Origin of the sequence: Tardiphaga sp. 866_E4_N1_4, from assembly GCF_052076075.1 — a bacterium.
GTDB classification, from domain to species: Bacteria; Pseudomonadota; Alphaproteobacteria; order Rhizobiales; family Xanthobacteraceae; genus Tardiphaga; species Tardiphaga robiniae.
Genome location: NZ_CP197242.1, coordinates 1,850,240 through 1,863,462, shown reverse-complemented (window position 1 = coordinate 1,863,462; position 13,223 = coordinate 1,850,240). Strand labels below are relative to the sequence as shown.

Below are 13,223 nucleotides of genomic sequence, written 5' to 3'. Positions count from 1 at the left end.
TAAGGGGTGCGGGCGAGGGGCTGTGTGACGTCGTGCCGGGGTGCGCGAAAGTGGACACGGATCTGCAGTCTGCGAACATGATCGCCTCATCGGAAACGATGCGTTTCCATCGTTTCCCTTTTCTTGCTGCCATTCACGCCTAAATAGGGGTCAGCAAACCCACCCCGAGTATCCGTCCCATGAAGAACATCGGCTTTCTCTCCTTCGGCCACTGGACCCCGTCGGCCTCATCACAGACGCGCTCGGCGGGCGATGCGCTCTTGCAGTCCATCGATCTCGCCGTCGCCGCCGAGGAGCTCGGCGCCGACGGCGCCTATTTCCGGGTGCATCATTTCGCGCGCCAGCTCGCCGCACCGTTTCCGCTGCTCGCCGCTGTCGGCGCGCGCACCAAGAAGATCGAGATCGGCACCGCTGTGATCGACATGCGCTACGAGAACCCGCTCTATATGGCGGAGGACGCCGGCAGCGCTGACTTGATCGCGGGGGGACGGCTGCAGCTCGGCATCTCCAGAGGCTCGCCGGAGCAGGTGATCGACGGCTACCGCTATTTCGGTTACGCGCCCCCTGAGGGCCAGACCGACGCCGACATGGCGCGGCGGCATACCGAGGTGTTTCTCGATGTGCTGCAGGGCAAGGGCTTTGCGCAGCCGAATCCCAATCCGATGTTTCCGAACCCGCCCGGCCTGCTGCGGCTCGAGCCGCATAGCGAAGGCCTGCGCGAACGCATCTGGTGGGGCGCCTCCACCAATGCGACGGCGGAATGGGCAGCCAAGCAGGGCATGAACCTGCAGTCGTCGACGCTGAAGATCGATGAGAGCGGCAAGCCGTTTCATGTGCAGCAGGCCGAGCAGATCCGGCTCTATCGCGACGCCTGGAAGGCGGCGGGACATACGCGTGACCCTCGCGTGTCAGTGAGCCGCAGCATCTTCGCGCTGGTGGACGACCGCGACCGCGCTTATTTCGGCCGGGGCAACGAGGGCGAGGACAAGGTCGGCTACCTCCACGGTACCGAGCGCGCCATCTTCGGCCGCAGCTTTGCGGCAGAGCCGGATGCACTGATCAAGCAGCTCAAGGGCGACGAGGCGATCGCCGAGGCGGATACGCTGCTGCTGACGGTGCCCAATCAGCTGGGCGTCGATTACAACGCGCATGTGATCGAGGCGATCTTGAAGCACGTGGCGCCGGGGATGGGCTGGCGGTAGCCGACAAACACTGTCATTCCGGGGCGTGCGTTGCCGGCGAAGCCGGCCAAGCACGAACCTCAGCCACTCCAATTGGAGTGGCGGGGAATCCCCGCGTGTTCATCATCTCGACATTCCGGGCGGCGGAGAGGTGACCGCCATGCCGGGATTCCGGGTTCGCGTGCGAAGACGCACGCGCCCCGGAATGACGCGTGGGCGGAGGTGGCGCATCATGCGCGCCTACTTCTCAAACCCAACCTTCCTGATCAGTGTAATCGCCGCCTTCTGGTTCGCAGCGATCGCATCGATATCAAGCGTATCGCTCGGAAACGCTCCCATCGCCGCCACCAGCGGCGCGCTCTCGGCATCTGATGTGACTGGATATTCCAGTTCGGCCGCGGCATAGAGTTTCTGCGCGGCCGGTGTCACCAGAAATTCCAGGAACTTCACCGCGGCCGCCTTATGCGGCGCGTGTTTCGCCAGCGCCGCGCCGGTGAGGTTCACATGCGTGCCTGATGTCGCGAATGTCGTCGGCACCGTCTTCACTTTATTCGCCCAGGCCGTCCACTCCGCGCCTTCGCGGCCGTCGCGCAGTTGCGCCAGCGCCACGGTATTGGCGATGCCGATACTGCAGCGACCTTCCGCGAGCTGACGGATGACGTCATTGTCCTTGCCTTCCGGCGCATGCGCGAGATTGGCCTTGATACCCTTGAGCCACGTCTCCGTGGCATCGGCACCGTGATGCACGAGATAGGCCGATATCAGCGCGACATTGTTTTGGTGCAACGGCGAGCGGATGCAGAGCTGGCCGCGAAAGCGGGGATCGGCGAGATCCTCATAACGGATCGCGCTTAGTGGTGAGTCATTGCGTACGACGACCACGCGCGGGCGCACCGACAGGCTGATCCACTCCGCGCCGCGCAGCTGCGGCGGGATTGCCTTCTCAAGCAGGGGAGACGTGGTCGGTTGCGACAGATCATTCGCGGCGAATTGCGAGGTCTTGTCGAGACCGATGGTCATCAGCACGTCGGCGGGGGAGGCGTCGCCCTCGACCTTCATGCGCTTGACGAGATTGTCCTCGATATAAGTGAGCCTGACCGTGATCCCGGTCGTCGCCGTGAAGGATGCGACGACCGGTTCGATCAGCTGCGGTTCGCGCGTCGAATAGAGATTGATTTCTTCGGCGTGGCTTGTGGCCGTGCCGAAGAGTAGCCACGTCGCAGCCAACGCAATCAGTCCTGCGGTGGCGCGACGTGGTTTGGTCATCCTCAGAACTTCACCGTCGCTGCCAGCGAGAAGCGCCGCGCATCGCCGACCGCAATGTTGGGAGCGCTTACTGCTGAGGGATAGTAGACCTGGTTGAACAGGTTCTTGACGTTGAACTGATAGATCACCGGCAGATTCTGAAACTTTGTTTCGTAGGTCGCGAACGTATCGGCGACGGTGTAGGACGGCAGCACGAAGGTGTTGAGCGCATCGCCCGGGCGGTCGCCGGCATAATGCGCGCCGGCGCCGACCCGCAGGCGGCCGGGCAGCAGCGTTCCGAAGTCGTAGACCAAGTACAGCGACGCGGTGTTCATCGCGACATTCTGCAACTGCTTACCGAAATAGACCGGGTCTTCGGTGACGCGTGCATCGGTGTAGCCATAGCTGCCGATCATGCTCCAGTTGTCGGACAGCCGACCGGTGACATCGAGCTCGATACCGCGCGAGCGGACCTTGCCCGCCGCCGTTGCTTCGGTGACATTGGTGGTGCTGTTGAGCTGCGCGACGAGGACGTTCTTCTTTTCGATATCATAGAAGGCGAGGGTGCCGGAAATCCGCTTGTTGTCGTATTTCAGGCCCGTTTCCCACTGCGTGCCTTCTTCAGGCTGCACGCCCCCGGTGATGACGTAGTCGGGGTTGGTGGATGAGAAGTTGGCGATCGTCGATGTCGGCTTCAGCGACTGGGTGTAGCTGACATAGGTCGAGAGTTCGTCGGTGATCTTGTAGATCACGCCGCCGAGCGGCAACACCTTGTTGCCGCTGAGGTTGGTGTTGGTATCGAACGGCCGGCCTTTGCCAGCGATCTGCGCGTAGTCAATGTAGCGCACGCCGCCGACAACCGAGAACTGGTTGGTCAGGTGCAGCGTATCCTGGAAGAACAGGCCTTGGGTATCGAGCTTGTCAGTCTGATCGCTATCCGCGGCCACGATGGTCGTACCCGGCAGCATCGTGCCATAAACCGGGTTGTAGACGTTGAACGTCCCGACTGCCTGCCTCTCCAGATCCTTACGGTAGATCACGCGATGCTGCGCATCGCCGCCGAACAGTACATCGTTCTTCAGGCCGCCGAGCCAGAAGCTACCGGAGACGTAGGCTGTTCCATAGCTGGCGTTCGTCAGTGCGCCGTAGGTGCCATCATTGCTGCGCGTGGCGACGCCGGTGACCGGATTGACGGCTGTGTTGCGGAGCTGCGCGGCGTTGTAGGTCTCGACGTTGTAGCTGTAGCCCGCATAGATCTTCCAGTTTTCGTTGATCTTGTGATCGACCGAAATCTGGGTGAGGTCGGAGGTTCCCCACATGCTATTGAAGGGCTCATCGATGCGGCGAGTCGCCGGGATCGCCAGCGGCTTCATTGTGCGGGTATCGAGCGCCGTGCCGCGGTCGAATGGCGAGTAAAAATCGCGGTGCTCGTAATTGAACTGCACCGTGGTGTTCTCACCATACCAGGCAAGCGACGGTGCGTAGAGCGTCTCCTTGCGGGTGCCAAAATTGCGCCAGTAATCCTCGTTGATGCCATAGCCGATGAAGCGATAGGCGAGGCCGTCCTTGCCAATCGGGCCGGTGATATCGATCGTTGCATTGCCGCCGCTGCGCGAGCCGTAGGTCGCGCCTTCCAGCGTCACTTCGCCGTGCTGGTAGAGTTCAGGCCGCTTGCTGATGGTGTTGACGATGCCGCCTGGATCGATGATGCCGTAGAGCAGCGAGGCCGGTCCCTTCAGGACCTCGACGCTTTCGACGGCGGCGGTGAGTGCGCGGCCCTGCACCAGCGGCATGCCGTTGCGCATGATCGAGCCGTCGCGGTTGTCGCCGAAGCCGCGCCGGATTACGGCGTCCTGGGTGCCGGCGAGCGTATTGGTCTGGGTGATGCCGGAGATGTTGACCAGCGCGTCATCGAGATTGCGCGGACGCTGATCGCTGATCACCTGCTGCGGCACGACGTTGACGACCTGCGACGTGTTGAGCGGCGAGGTCGCGCCGCGCAGGGTTGTCGCATCGGGCATCGCACGATAGCCGAGGATCTGTTCATATTTGGCGGCAGCGGCAGCGGCAGCGATAGCGCGCTCGGTCGGTGTCGGCGGGGCGGGCGGCGGATTGGCGTTGCGCCGGGCAGCAACCGTTCGGGCGCGGCTCGGCGTGGCGCTCGCAGCGCGTGCGGGCCGGCGCGCTTGTGTGGGCGATTCGACGGTGACCGGCGGCAGCGTCGTATTCGTCTGTGCATTGGCGATCGAGGCCCCGGTCACATAATCGCCGAGCAGGAACGTCGCGCCGATCAACCAATACGCGCGGCGCACCCTGAAGATGCTGCGTGCGTTGCTGTCGAGATTGCAATGGTTGTCCGTCGTCACTTTGTGTCGCCTTCGCGTTTGAGAAACATGCGCAGGCGATCTAGCAGTAGCTTTGAATGAAAACTTCGAATGGGAGGTTGAATCGCTCTAAAGCGACGAGATTGGCGAGCCTGTGTGTCTTCGGTGATGCAGTCGCAAGGTGAGCCGCGACACGATTGAACAATCAACGTGCATTTTGAGCAATTTGTAGCACGCGCATGCGAGCCGTCATCGGCACGCTGTGCGCCTCTGTTTCAGAATTTGCCGATCGTAAGTCGGAATCGTGAGTCAGGCTCTGCGAGGCTGGAACGTTTCAAAAGACAAGAGCCGCGCCATCATACGATGCGCGGCTCTATGAAACGTTGTGAGTTGCAGCGAGATGTCTCGCTGCAACTCGAAGCTGTGGACCTCAGATCCCCGCCTTCACCTGCGCGACGGCCTCAGCGGTCAGCTGATCCATCTTCACGCGGAGCTGCGGCTCGGTGATCGCGATGCCCTTGGCGGTGAGATCGGCGAGCACCTTGCGCACCACGTCGCCGTCGCCGGCTTCCTCGAAATCGGCTGCGACGACTTCCTTGGCATAGGCGGCGGCCTCGTCGCCGGATTTGCCGAGCTGTTCGGCGACCCACAGGCCCAGCAGCTTGTTGCGGCGGGCCTCGGCCTTGAACTTCTGGCTTTCGTCGAGCGCATACTTGTTCTCGAAGGCTTCGCCGCGCTTGTCGAATGATGACATGGTTAAAGTTCCCGTCGGGGTTGTTGGGCGGTCAGGACGACGTTGTAAACGCCGGTTCGGAGCTTAAATAAGGTCGAGATACCGTTGGAACAATCGGCCGCAAGGTCGCAGGCAAGACGGTATCGGGCGAGGCTTATCGGACCAGGCTTGCGCGAGGTTGGGGTAAACCCCCGCTGGGCGGGCCGGGTCGATTGTACTGGCAGGGCCGATCGGGTAGGTTGCCTGCAGGCTCGGTTCTCGTTCTGTTTCTTCCCGTTCCTGGCCTTCACGGCAGCTCCGTCGTGGGTCGATCCCGTTATTCGGAGCACACCACATCCATGGATTTCAACAACACCCGGTACATCCCCATGAGCCGTCGACGTCGCATTTATGAAGGCAAGGGCAAGGTCCTGTATGAAGGCCCGGAGCCCGGTACCCTGATTCAGCACTTCAAGGACGACGCGACCGCGTTCAATGCCAAGAAACACCAGGTGATCGAGGGCAAGGGCGTCCTCAATAACCGGATTTCGGAATACCTGTTCCAGCATCTGAACGACATCGGCGTGCCGACCCATTTCATCCGCCGGCTCAACATGCGCGAGCAGCTGATTCGCGAAGTCGAGATCGTGCCGCTGGAAGTCGTGGTGCGTAACGTGGCGGCAGGCTCGCTGTCGCAGCGTCTCGGCATCGAGGAAGGCACCCAGCTGCCGCGCTCGATCATCGAGTTCTATTACAAGAACGACCAGCTCAACGACCCGATGGTCTCGGAAGAGCACATCACGGCGTTCGGCTGGGCCACCCCGCAGGAAATCGATGACATCATGGCGCTGGCCATCCGCGTCAACGACTTCCTCACGGGTCTTTTCCTGGGCATCGGCATCCGTCTCGTCGATTTCAAGATGGAATGCGGCCGCCTGTTCGAAAACGACATGATGCGCATCATCGTCGCCGACGAGATCTCGCCCGACTCATGCCGGCTGTGGGATATCAAGTCGAACGAGAAGCTGGACAAGGATCGTTTCCGCAGGGATCTCGGCGGCGTGCTGGAGGCCTATACCGAGGTCGCCAAGCGTCTCGGCATTCTCTCCGAAAACGAACGCCCGATGGGCACCGGCCCGGTACTGGTCAAGAGCTGAGGATATCACGTGAAAGCCCGCGTAACTGTTACCCTGAAGAACGGCATCCTTGACCCGCAGGGCAAGGCCATCGAAGGCGCGCTGAAATCGCTCGGCGTCGATGGCATTGCCTCTGTGCGGCAGGGCAAAGTGTTCGACATCGAACTGAACGGCGCCGACAAGGCGAAAGCCGAAGAGGCGCTGAAGGCCGCGGCCGACAAGCTGCTGGCGAATACGGTGATCGAAAACTATCGCGTCGAAGTGCTCTGAGCCAGGTTATCGCTATGAAATCCGCCGTTCTCGTCTTCCCCGGAATCAACCGCGAACGCGACATGGCGCGGGCGCTCAAGCTGGCATCGGGGCAGGAGTCCACGATGGTCTGGCACGCCGAGACCGCGCTGCCCAAGGGCACCGATCTCGTCGTCGTCCCCGGCGGCTTCTCGTACGGTGACTATCTGCGCTGCGGCGCCATCGCGGCACGCTCGCCGGTGATGGACGCCGTCCGGAAGTTTGCGGCCGATGGCGGCCTGGTGATGGGCGTCTGCAACGGCTTCCAGATCCTGTGCGAGTCCGGCCTGCTGCCGGGCATCCTGATGCGCAATGCCAAGCTGAAATTCCTCTGCCACGATGTGCATCTGCGCGTCGAGCGTTCCGACACGGCGTTTACCCGCGGTTACAATGCCGGTCAGGTGATCCGTGTGCCGATCGCCCACGGCGAGGGTAACTACACAGCAGATGCCGAAACGCTGAAGCGCCTCGAAGGCGATGGGCGCGTGCTGTATCGTTATTGTTCGCCGACGGGCGAGGTTGGCGATCTGCACAACATCAACGGCGCTGCTGCGTCGATTGCCGGAATCGTCAGCGAGAAGGGCAACGTGCTCGGCATGATGCCGCATCCGGAAAATCACGTCGAAGACATCATGGGCTGCACCGACGGCCGCGGTCTGTTTGCTGGTCTTGTCGAGCATCTGGAGCGCGCTGCGTGATCGCCGCTGTGGCGCGGCTGTCGAAGCTCGCCGCAACGCTTGCGCTCGTGCTGGGGACGAGCGTCTCGGCATCTGCCGATGATTATCCCAAACGCCCCATCACCATGATCGTGCCTTTCGCGGCCGGCGGTACGTCGGACGTCATCGCGCGTGCGGTGGCCGAGCAGATGGCGGCGACGCTGGGCCAGACCATCATCATCGAGAACGTCGTCGGCGCCGGCGGCTCCACGGCGCTGGCCCGTGCCGCGCGGTCCGCGCCCGATGGCTACACCATCGCCATCGGCAATGCCGGCACCAGTGCGGCGACCTACACGATCTACCCAAAACTGTCTTTCACGCCGGACTCCTTTGCCTCCATCGGCATGGTGGCCAAGACCTTCGGCGTCGTGGCGCTGCGCAAGGATTTCCCGGCTGACGATCTCAAGGGCTTCATCGCCTATGCCAAAGCCAATCCGGGCAAGGTCAATCTCGGCCATGCCGGGATCGGCTCCTCGAATTACCTGATCTGCAAGAGCTTCGTGCAGGCCGCCGGCATCGACGTCACGCTGGTCGGTTATCGTGGCGCGGCGCCCGCGCTCACCGATGCCATCGGTGGCCAGATCGACGGCGTTTGCGATTCCGCAGCCTCTGTCTCGCAGGCCATCGACGACAAGCTGGTGAAGGGCATCGTGGTCGGCTCCACCGTGCGGCTGGCGACGCTGCCCGATCTGCCGACCTCGGCAGAAGCAGGGCTGCCCGACTTCGAAGCGCAGGGCTGGAATGGCCTGTTCGCGCCGAAGGGCACTCCGCCTGAGATCATCGCCAAGCTGAATGCCGCAGCACGTGCGTCGGTTGAGAGTGATCTGGTGAAAAAGCGTTTCCAGGATCTGTCGACCGTGGCGCCCGACGCCAATGAGCATGCACCGGAGGTGCTGCAGCAGCTGGTGACGCGCGATGTGGCGAAATACAACAAGCTCCTGACGCCGTAATCGTCCTTTGCTCGAAGCTGTGCCATCTCGGTACGGCTCAAATTTTCAGCGCCGCCCATTGCCTCATTCACGGAGCGTCGGCCTGGTATTTGCCTCTGCCAAGGTCCTTCTGCAGGTCGCCGCGTGCGATTGTCGGGTCCAGCACGATGTTTCTGGCCAGGCCCCGGCAGGTTGCTTTTGGCGCGAGGTGAGCATCAAATAGCACGCAGAGGTCGCAGGGCTCGGTCGAAAGCGACCTGAAGCAGACTTTCCAAGTCTATGATGGCCACGCCTATTCGGCGCGTGGTTTCTGAAGTGCTCGACGGTTGGCTACCAGCGTGTCTCGGCAGTTGGAGAAGCTGCATGAACCGAAGGCAGGTACTCGTGGATTTGGCGCTCCAGGGCGGAGGCTCCCATGGCGCATTCACGTGGGGTGTCCTCGATCGGCTGCTTGAGGAGCCGTGGCTGCAAATTGCCGGCATATCCGGAACATCGGCAGGAGCGATGAATGCTGCCGTTCTGGCAGACGGTTGGACTGCCGGCGGTGCCGACGGAGCACGCGAGGCTCTGGACAAATACTGGCGGCGCGTCTCGCGTGCCGCGGCCTTCAGTCCGTTTCAACGCTCCCCCCTCGATCGCCTCATGGGAAGCTGGTCGCTCGACACTTCTCCGGCCTATCTCTTCGCCGATCTGATGTCGCGCGTTCTGTCGCCTTATGATCTCAATCCGCTCGGCTACAATCCGTTGCGCGAGATACTGGCCGAGAGCATCGATTTCGAGCGTCTTGCCGGTGCGCCGATCAAGCTCTTCGTAACGGCCACGCGGGTACGGACAGGTCGCGGGCGAATTTTCCGTAACGCCGAGATCACCGCGGATGTGCTGCTTGCGTCGGCATGCCTGCCAACGATGTTCCGCGCGATCGAGATTGAAGGCGAAGCCTATTGGGACGGGGGCTATGCAGGCAATCCCACGATCACGCCGCTTGTTCGGGAGACAGATGCGCAGGACACCATCGTCGTGCAGATCAATCCGACCGAGCGACTGGAGGAGCCGCGCACGGCTGCGGACATTCTCAATCGTCTCAATGAAATTTCATTCAACTCGCCGCTGGCAAAGGAGCTGCGGATGATTGCGCTGCTTCGTCAGGTGGCGGATCCCGGCACCGGGGAGGGCGCCCGCTGGGCTCAAATGAAGACGCACCGGATCAAGAGCGATCTGCTCGCGACTTTCGCTGCGTCATCCAAGCTCAACGCCGAATGGGCCTTCCTATCCAAGCTGCGCGACGAGGGGCGGCAAGCGGCCGGTGACTTTCTCGACGCGCATGGCGCCGATCTTGGCGAGCGTTCGACGGCCGATCTCGACATCCTGTTGGCGGAGTGCTGACGTCATGGGGCTTCTCGGCATTCTCGTCGGGCTTGGTCTTCTCATCTGGCTGGCTTTCCGGGGGTGGAGTGTTCTGCTGCTTGCTCCGCTCTCCGCACTGGTTGCGTCGGCTTTTGGCAGAGAGCCATTGCTTGCCAATTGGACGCAGACCTTCATGGGCAGCGCAGCCCAGTTTCTCGCTCAGTTCTTTCCCATCTTTCTGCTCGGCGCCGTATTCGGGAAGCTGATGGACGACAGCGGCGCGGTCACCGCGGTCGCGAACTTCATCACCCGCCGCCTTGGCGAGCGCCGGGTCATCCTCGCCGTGGTGCTCTCGGGGGCATTGGTCACCTATGGCGGCGTCAGCCTTTTCGTCGCATTTTTTGTGATCGTTCCGATGGCCCAGTCGCTGTTTCGCGCGGCGGGGATTCCGCGCCGCCTCGTGCCCGCGACGGTCATTCTTGGAACGTCCACTTTCACCATGTCAGCCTTGCCGGGCACACCATCGATTCAGAATGCGATACCCATGCCCTTCTTTGGCACCACGCCCTTCGTGGCGCCGGGCCTCGGCATGATCGCGTCATTGATCATGCTGGGTATTGGACTGTGGTGGTTGCTTCGCGCCGAGAAGGCGGCACGACAAGCGAATGAAGGTTATGGCGAAGAATTGTCGATCGCGACCAGCGCCGCTGCCGATGACGAGCGCTTGCGCGGGCGTGCTACGACGGCGCGCGAATTCGATCCGGCCGAAATATCCCATGGGCATCGCAGCGAAGCGGAAGTGCCTGTCGTCAATGCCGTTCTTCCCCTGGTTGTCGTTGTCGTCGTCAATCTCGTGATGTCGCTCGTTGTCCTGCCCCGGCTTGATGTCTCCTTCCTGGCCGAGCAGCGCTGGGGCAGCACGTCTCTACCTGCCGTTGCCGGCGTGTGGTCCGTTGTCGTCGCGCTCGCAGGCGCGACCGCGACAGTCGTCATCTGCAACTGGACGCGATTGCCTGCACTGCGACAGACGATGGATGCCGGGGCCAACGCGTCCGTACTGCCAGCGCTGACTGTCGCGAGCCTCGTTGGCTTTGGCGCTGTCATCGCAGCGCTGCCTGCATTTGACATGGTGCGGGACTGGGCGCTGGGCATTAAGGGTGGGCCGCTGGTGTCGTTGGCCGTTTCCACGAACCTGCTCGCCGCGTTGACAGGTTCGGCATCCGGCGGACTGACGATCGCGCTTGATGCACTCGGTCAGACCTATATGGACGTTGCCACGCGGGAAGGGATCGATCCCGGGTTGCTGCACCGCGTAGCTGTGATCGGCTCCGGCACCCTGGATATTCTCCCTCACAATGGTGCGGTCGTCAGCCTGCTCGCGATCTGCGGCCTGACACACCGCCAAAGTTATTTCGACATTGTGATGGTCGGCATCGTGAGCTCGGTTGTCGCTCTTGCCGCCGTGATTGCCATGGGCTCCGCACTCGGCTCATTTTGAACTCCGGCCCCAACCGCCGTTTTGTCCAGATTTCGTAGTCGACCACGTGCCGGGTGTGGCAGTGAGCCACCTTTGTCCGGCGCCGTTTCTCGGCTACGAATGAACTTTCGCCGCGCTCGCCGCGTCAACGAGACATCGGGCAAGCGAAGCGGCGGCGAATTGATACAATCGCAATCAAACGCCTGTACGATTCGCGATCGGAAGGCATTTGACCGGGGCACTGAATGGCAAATCGATTGGCGACGGCGCAACCCAACGTCGGGATGCGGTACTGGATATCTCCCGTCGTGGTGTTGGCAGCAATGATTGCGGTGGCCGCTCCGGCGGCCGGAGCCGCCGCAAAGCAGGCGCGTCCCGCCCGCGTCGTCGAGGCGACTGCGCCGCGCGAAGCAGGCGAGCCGATGATGGCGATCGTGTCGATCAAGAGCCAGCAGGTCACGTTCTACGACGCCGATGGCTGGATTACGCGTGCGCCGGTCTCGACCGGGGTGTCCGGTCGTGAGACGCCGGCAGGCGTCTTTGCCGTTCTTGAGAAGAACAAGGACCATCGTTCCAACATGTATGACGATGCTGCCATGCCGAACATGCAGCGGATCACATGGAACGGCGTCGCACTGCATGGCGGGCCGCTGCCCGGCTATGCCGCATCGCACGGATGCGTGCGGATGCCCTACGGCTTCGCGGACAGGTTGTTCGACAAGACGCGGATCGGGATGCGGGTGATCATCTCGCCGAATGACGCGGCGCCCGTTGAGTTCTCCCATCCGGCGCTTCTGATGCCGAAAGCGGAAGCCATCGCCGCTGCTCCGGGCCGTGTCGAGGTGCTCGCCCGCGAGGCTGCGGAGGCCGCTGCTGCCGCGGACGCGACGAAGAAACTCGCAGCGACCTCGGCGCGCGAGACGAAGCCGCTGCCGGCAGCCCTGCGCAAGCTGCAATCGCTGAAGGCGCGCTCCGATGTCGAGCTTGCATCCGCAGACAAGGCCGTCGTTGCGGCAAAGACCGATGAGGCCAAGGCACGGGCGGAGGACGTAAAGCAGAAGGCCGCCGCCAGGGCCGCGGAGCTTGGGGCGCAATTCGAAACCGCAAAGGCCGATACGGCGTCGAAGCTCGATGCCGCGGCCGCCGCGAAGGACGCCGCCAAGGCGGCCGAGACCAAAAAGGTTGCCACTGCCAAGGCAGCGAGCGATGCGAAACTCGCGCTGGAGCCGGTCTCGATCTATATCAGCCGCGAGACGCAGATGCTTTACGTCCGGCGCAACACGCACAAGCCGGCGCCGGACGGCGGCGGCGAAGTATTCGATTCAAGCATCGAAGTTCCCATCACCATCCGCGAACCCGGCAGGCCGATCGGCACGCATGTGTTTACGGCAATGGCCCGGAACGACGCAGGCCTGCGCTGGAGCGCCGTCACGATCGACGAAGGCGATAGCGCGAAGGCCGCCCTCGACCGCATCACCATTCCGCAGGAAGTGCTCGACCGGATCGGAGCGACCGCATTGCCACGCTCGTCGATCGTGATCTCCGACGAGCCGCTCAGCACCGAGACCAACTATCGCACCGAATTCGTCGCAGTGCTGAGTAATCAGCCCCAGGGTGGTTTCATTACGCGCAAGCCGACGCCACCTGCCGATCTCATGGCGAGCAGCGACGATGCGGATGGCGATGGCTTTGGCTCGTTCTTCCAGCGCTGGAATGCGGACCCCGCGCCCGTGCAGGCTCGCCGCAGGGTCGCGCCGTATCAGCGCCAGCCGCAAACCGGCTGGTGGTAGGTCGCGCCAGGGCACGGACCTCCTTGCGCTGACAGTCAGTCCGCGAGCGTTTGCGTCCGGTCCGGCTACCAACGAGGGCGA

At 62.6% G+C, this 13,223-nt stretch carries 11 protein-coding genes; 8 read left to right on the top strand and 3 right to left on the bottom strand.

Going from position 1 to position 13,223, the window contains the following annotated elements:
* The first annotated feature begins 179 nt into the window (after nt 1-179).
* Entirely contained in the window at nt 180-1,202 is a 1,023-nt protein-coding gene (locus tag AB8B20_RS09380) for an LLM class flavin-dependent oxidoreductase (protein WP_093756492.1), read from the top strand.
* A 219-nt stretch (nt 1,203-1,421) separates the two neighbouring features.
* Here the strand turns inward: AB8B20_RS09380 and AB8B20_RS09375 are convergent, their stop codons facing one another.
* From AB8B20_RS09375 to AB8B20_RS09365, 3 genes are all read right to left on the bottom strand, one after another.
* Nucleotides 1,422-2,447 (bottom strand): extracellular solute-binding protein, encoded by a 1,026-nt coding sequence (locus AB8B20_RS09375; protein ID WP_439072360.1) that lies wholly within the window; start codon nt 2,445-2,447, stop codon nt 1,422-1,424.
* A gap of 2 nt (nt 2,448-2,449) precedes the next feature.
* Nucleotides 2,450-4,792: a TonB-dependent siderophore receptor gene (locus tag AB8B20_RS09370; protein ID WP_439072359.1), complete on the bottom strand. Its 2,343-nt coding sequence runs from the start codon at nt 4,790-4,792 to the stop codon at nt 2,450-2,452.
* A gap of 388 nt (nt 4,793-5,180) precedes the next feature.
* The gene (locus AB8B20_RS09365; protein ID WP_089265035.1) at nt 5,181-5,504 is read right to left on the bottom strand and encodes a DUF1476 domain-containing protein; all 324 of its coding nucleotides are present in this window, start codon (nt 5,502-5,504) and stop codon (nt 5,181-5,183) included.
* A gap of 347 nt (nt 5,505-5,851) precedes the next feature.
* Between AB8B20_RS09365 and purC the strand changes: the two genes are divergently transcribed.
* The 7 genes from purC to AB8B20_RS09330 all read left to right on the top strand — a co-directional run bounded on the left by purC (nt 5,852) and on the right by AB8B20_RS09330 (nt 13,142).
* Entirely contained in the window at nt 5,852-6,619 is a 768-nt protein-coding gene (gene purC, locus AB8B20_RS09360) for a phosphoribosylaminoimidazolesuccinocarboxamide synthase (RefSeq protein ID WP_170849540.1), read from the top strand.
* A gap of 9 nt (nt 6,620-6,628) precedes the next feature.
* Nucleotides 6,629-6,868, top strand: coding sequence for a phosphoribosylformylglycinamidine synthase subunit PurS (gene purS / locus AB8B20_RS09355; RefSeq protein ID WP_089265033.1), 240 nt, complete (start codon nt 6,629-6,631; stop codon nt 6,866-6,868).
* 14 nt (nt 6,869-6,882) lie between these two features.
* Nucleotides 6,883-7,584, top strand: a complete 702-nt coding sequence (purQ, locus tag AB8B20_RS09350) for a phosphoribosylformylglycinamidine synthase subunit PurQ (RefSeq protein ID WP_093756489.1) — start codon at nt 6,883-6,885, stop codon at nt 7,582-7,584.
* A complete protein-coding gene (locus AB8B20_RS09345; protein WP_439072358.1) occupies nt 7,581-8,552 on the top strand; it encodes a tripartite tricarboxylate transporter substrate-binding protein in 972 nt (323 codons plus the stop codon). Before purQ ends, AB8B20_RS09345 begins: the two co-directional genes overlap by 4 nt.
* A gap of 342 nt (nt 8,553-8,894) precedes the next feature.
* A complete protein-coding gene (locus tag AB8B20_RS09340; RefSeq protein ID WP_439072357.1) occupies nt 8,895-9,914 on the top strand; it encodes a patatin-like phospholipase family protein in 1,020 nt (339 codons plus the stop codon).
* Between the two features lie 4 nt (nt 9,915-9,918).
* Nucleotides 9,919-11,373 (top strand): GntP family permease, encoded by a 1,455-nt coding sequence (locus AB8B20_RS09335; protein WP_439072355.1) that lies wholly within the window; start codon nt 9,919-9,921, stop codon nt 11,371-11,373.
* Nucleotides 11,374-11,597: 224 nt separating this feature from the next.
* Nucleotides 11,598-13,142, top strand: coding sequence for a L,D-transpeptidase (locus tag AB8B20_RS09330; protein WP_439072354.1), 1,545 nt, complete (start codon nt 11,598-11,600; stop codon nt 13,140-13,142).
* The last annotated feature ends 81 nt before the right edge of the window (nt 13,143-13,223 follow it).

Bases quoted from the DNA above. Each gene is read 5' to 3' on its own strand.
- AB8B20_RS09380 (WP_093756492.1), top strand. From the start codon at position 180: ATGAAGAACATCGGCTTTCTCTCCTTCGGCCACTGGACCCCGTCGGCC.
- AB8B20_RS09375 (WP_439072360.1), bottom strand. From the start codon at position 2,447: ATGACCAAACCACGTCGCGCCACCGCAGGACTGATTGCGTTGGCTGCG.
- AB8B20_RS09365 (WP_089265035.1), bottom strand. From the start codon at position 5,504: ATGTCATCATTCGACAAGCGCGGCGAAGCCTTCGAGAACAAGTATGCG.
- purC (WP_170849540.1), top strand. From the start codon at position 5,852: ATGAGCCGTCGACGTCGCATTTATGAAGGCAAGGGCAAGGTCCTGTAT.
- purQ (WP_093756489.1), top strand. From the start codon at position 6,883: ATGAAATCCGCCGTTCTCGTCTTCCCCGGAATCAACCGCGAACGCGAC.
- AB8B20_RS09340 (WP_439072357.1), top strand. From the start codon at position 8,895: ATGAACCGAAGGCAGGTACTCGTGGATTTGGCGCTCCAGGGCGGAGGC.
- AB8B20_RS09335 (WP_439072355.1), top strand. From the start codon at position 9,919: ATGGGGCTTCTCGGCATTCTCGTCGGGCTTGGTCTTCTCATCTGGCTG.
- AB8B20_RS09330 (WP_439072354.1), top strand. From the start codon at position 11,598: ATGGCAAATCGATTGGCGACGGCGCAACCCAACGTCGGGATGCGGTAC.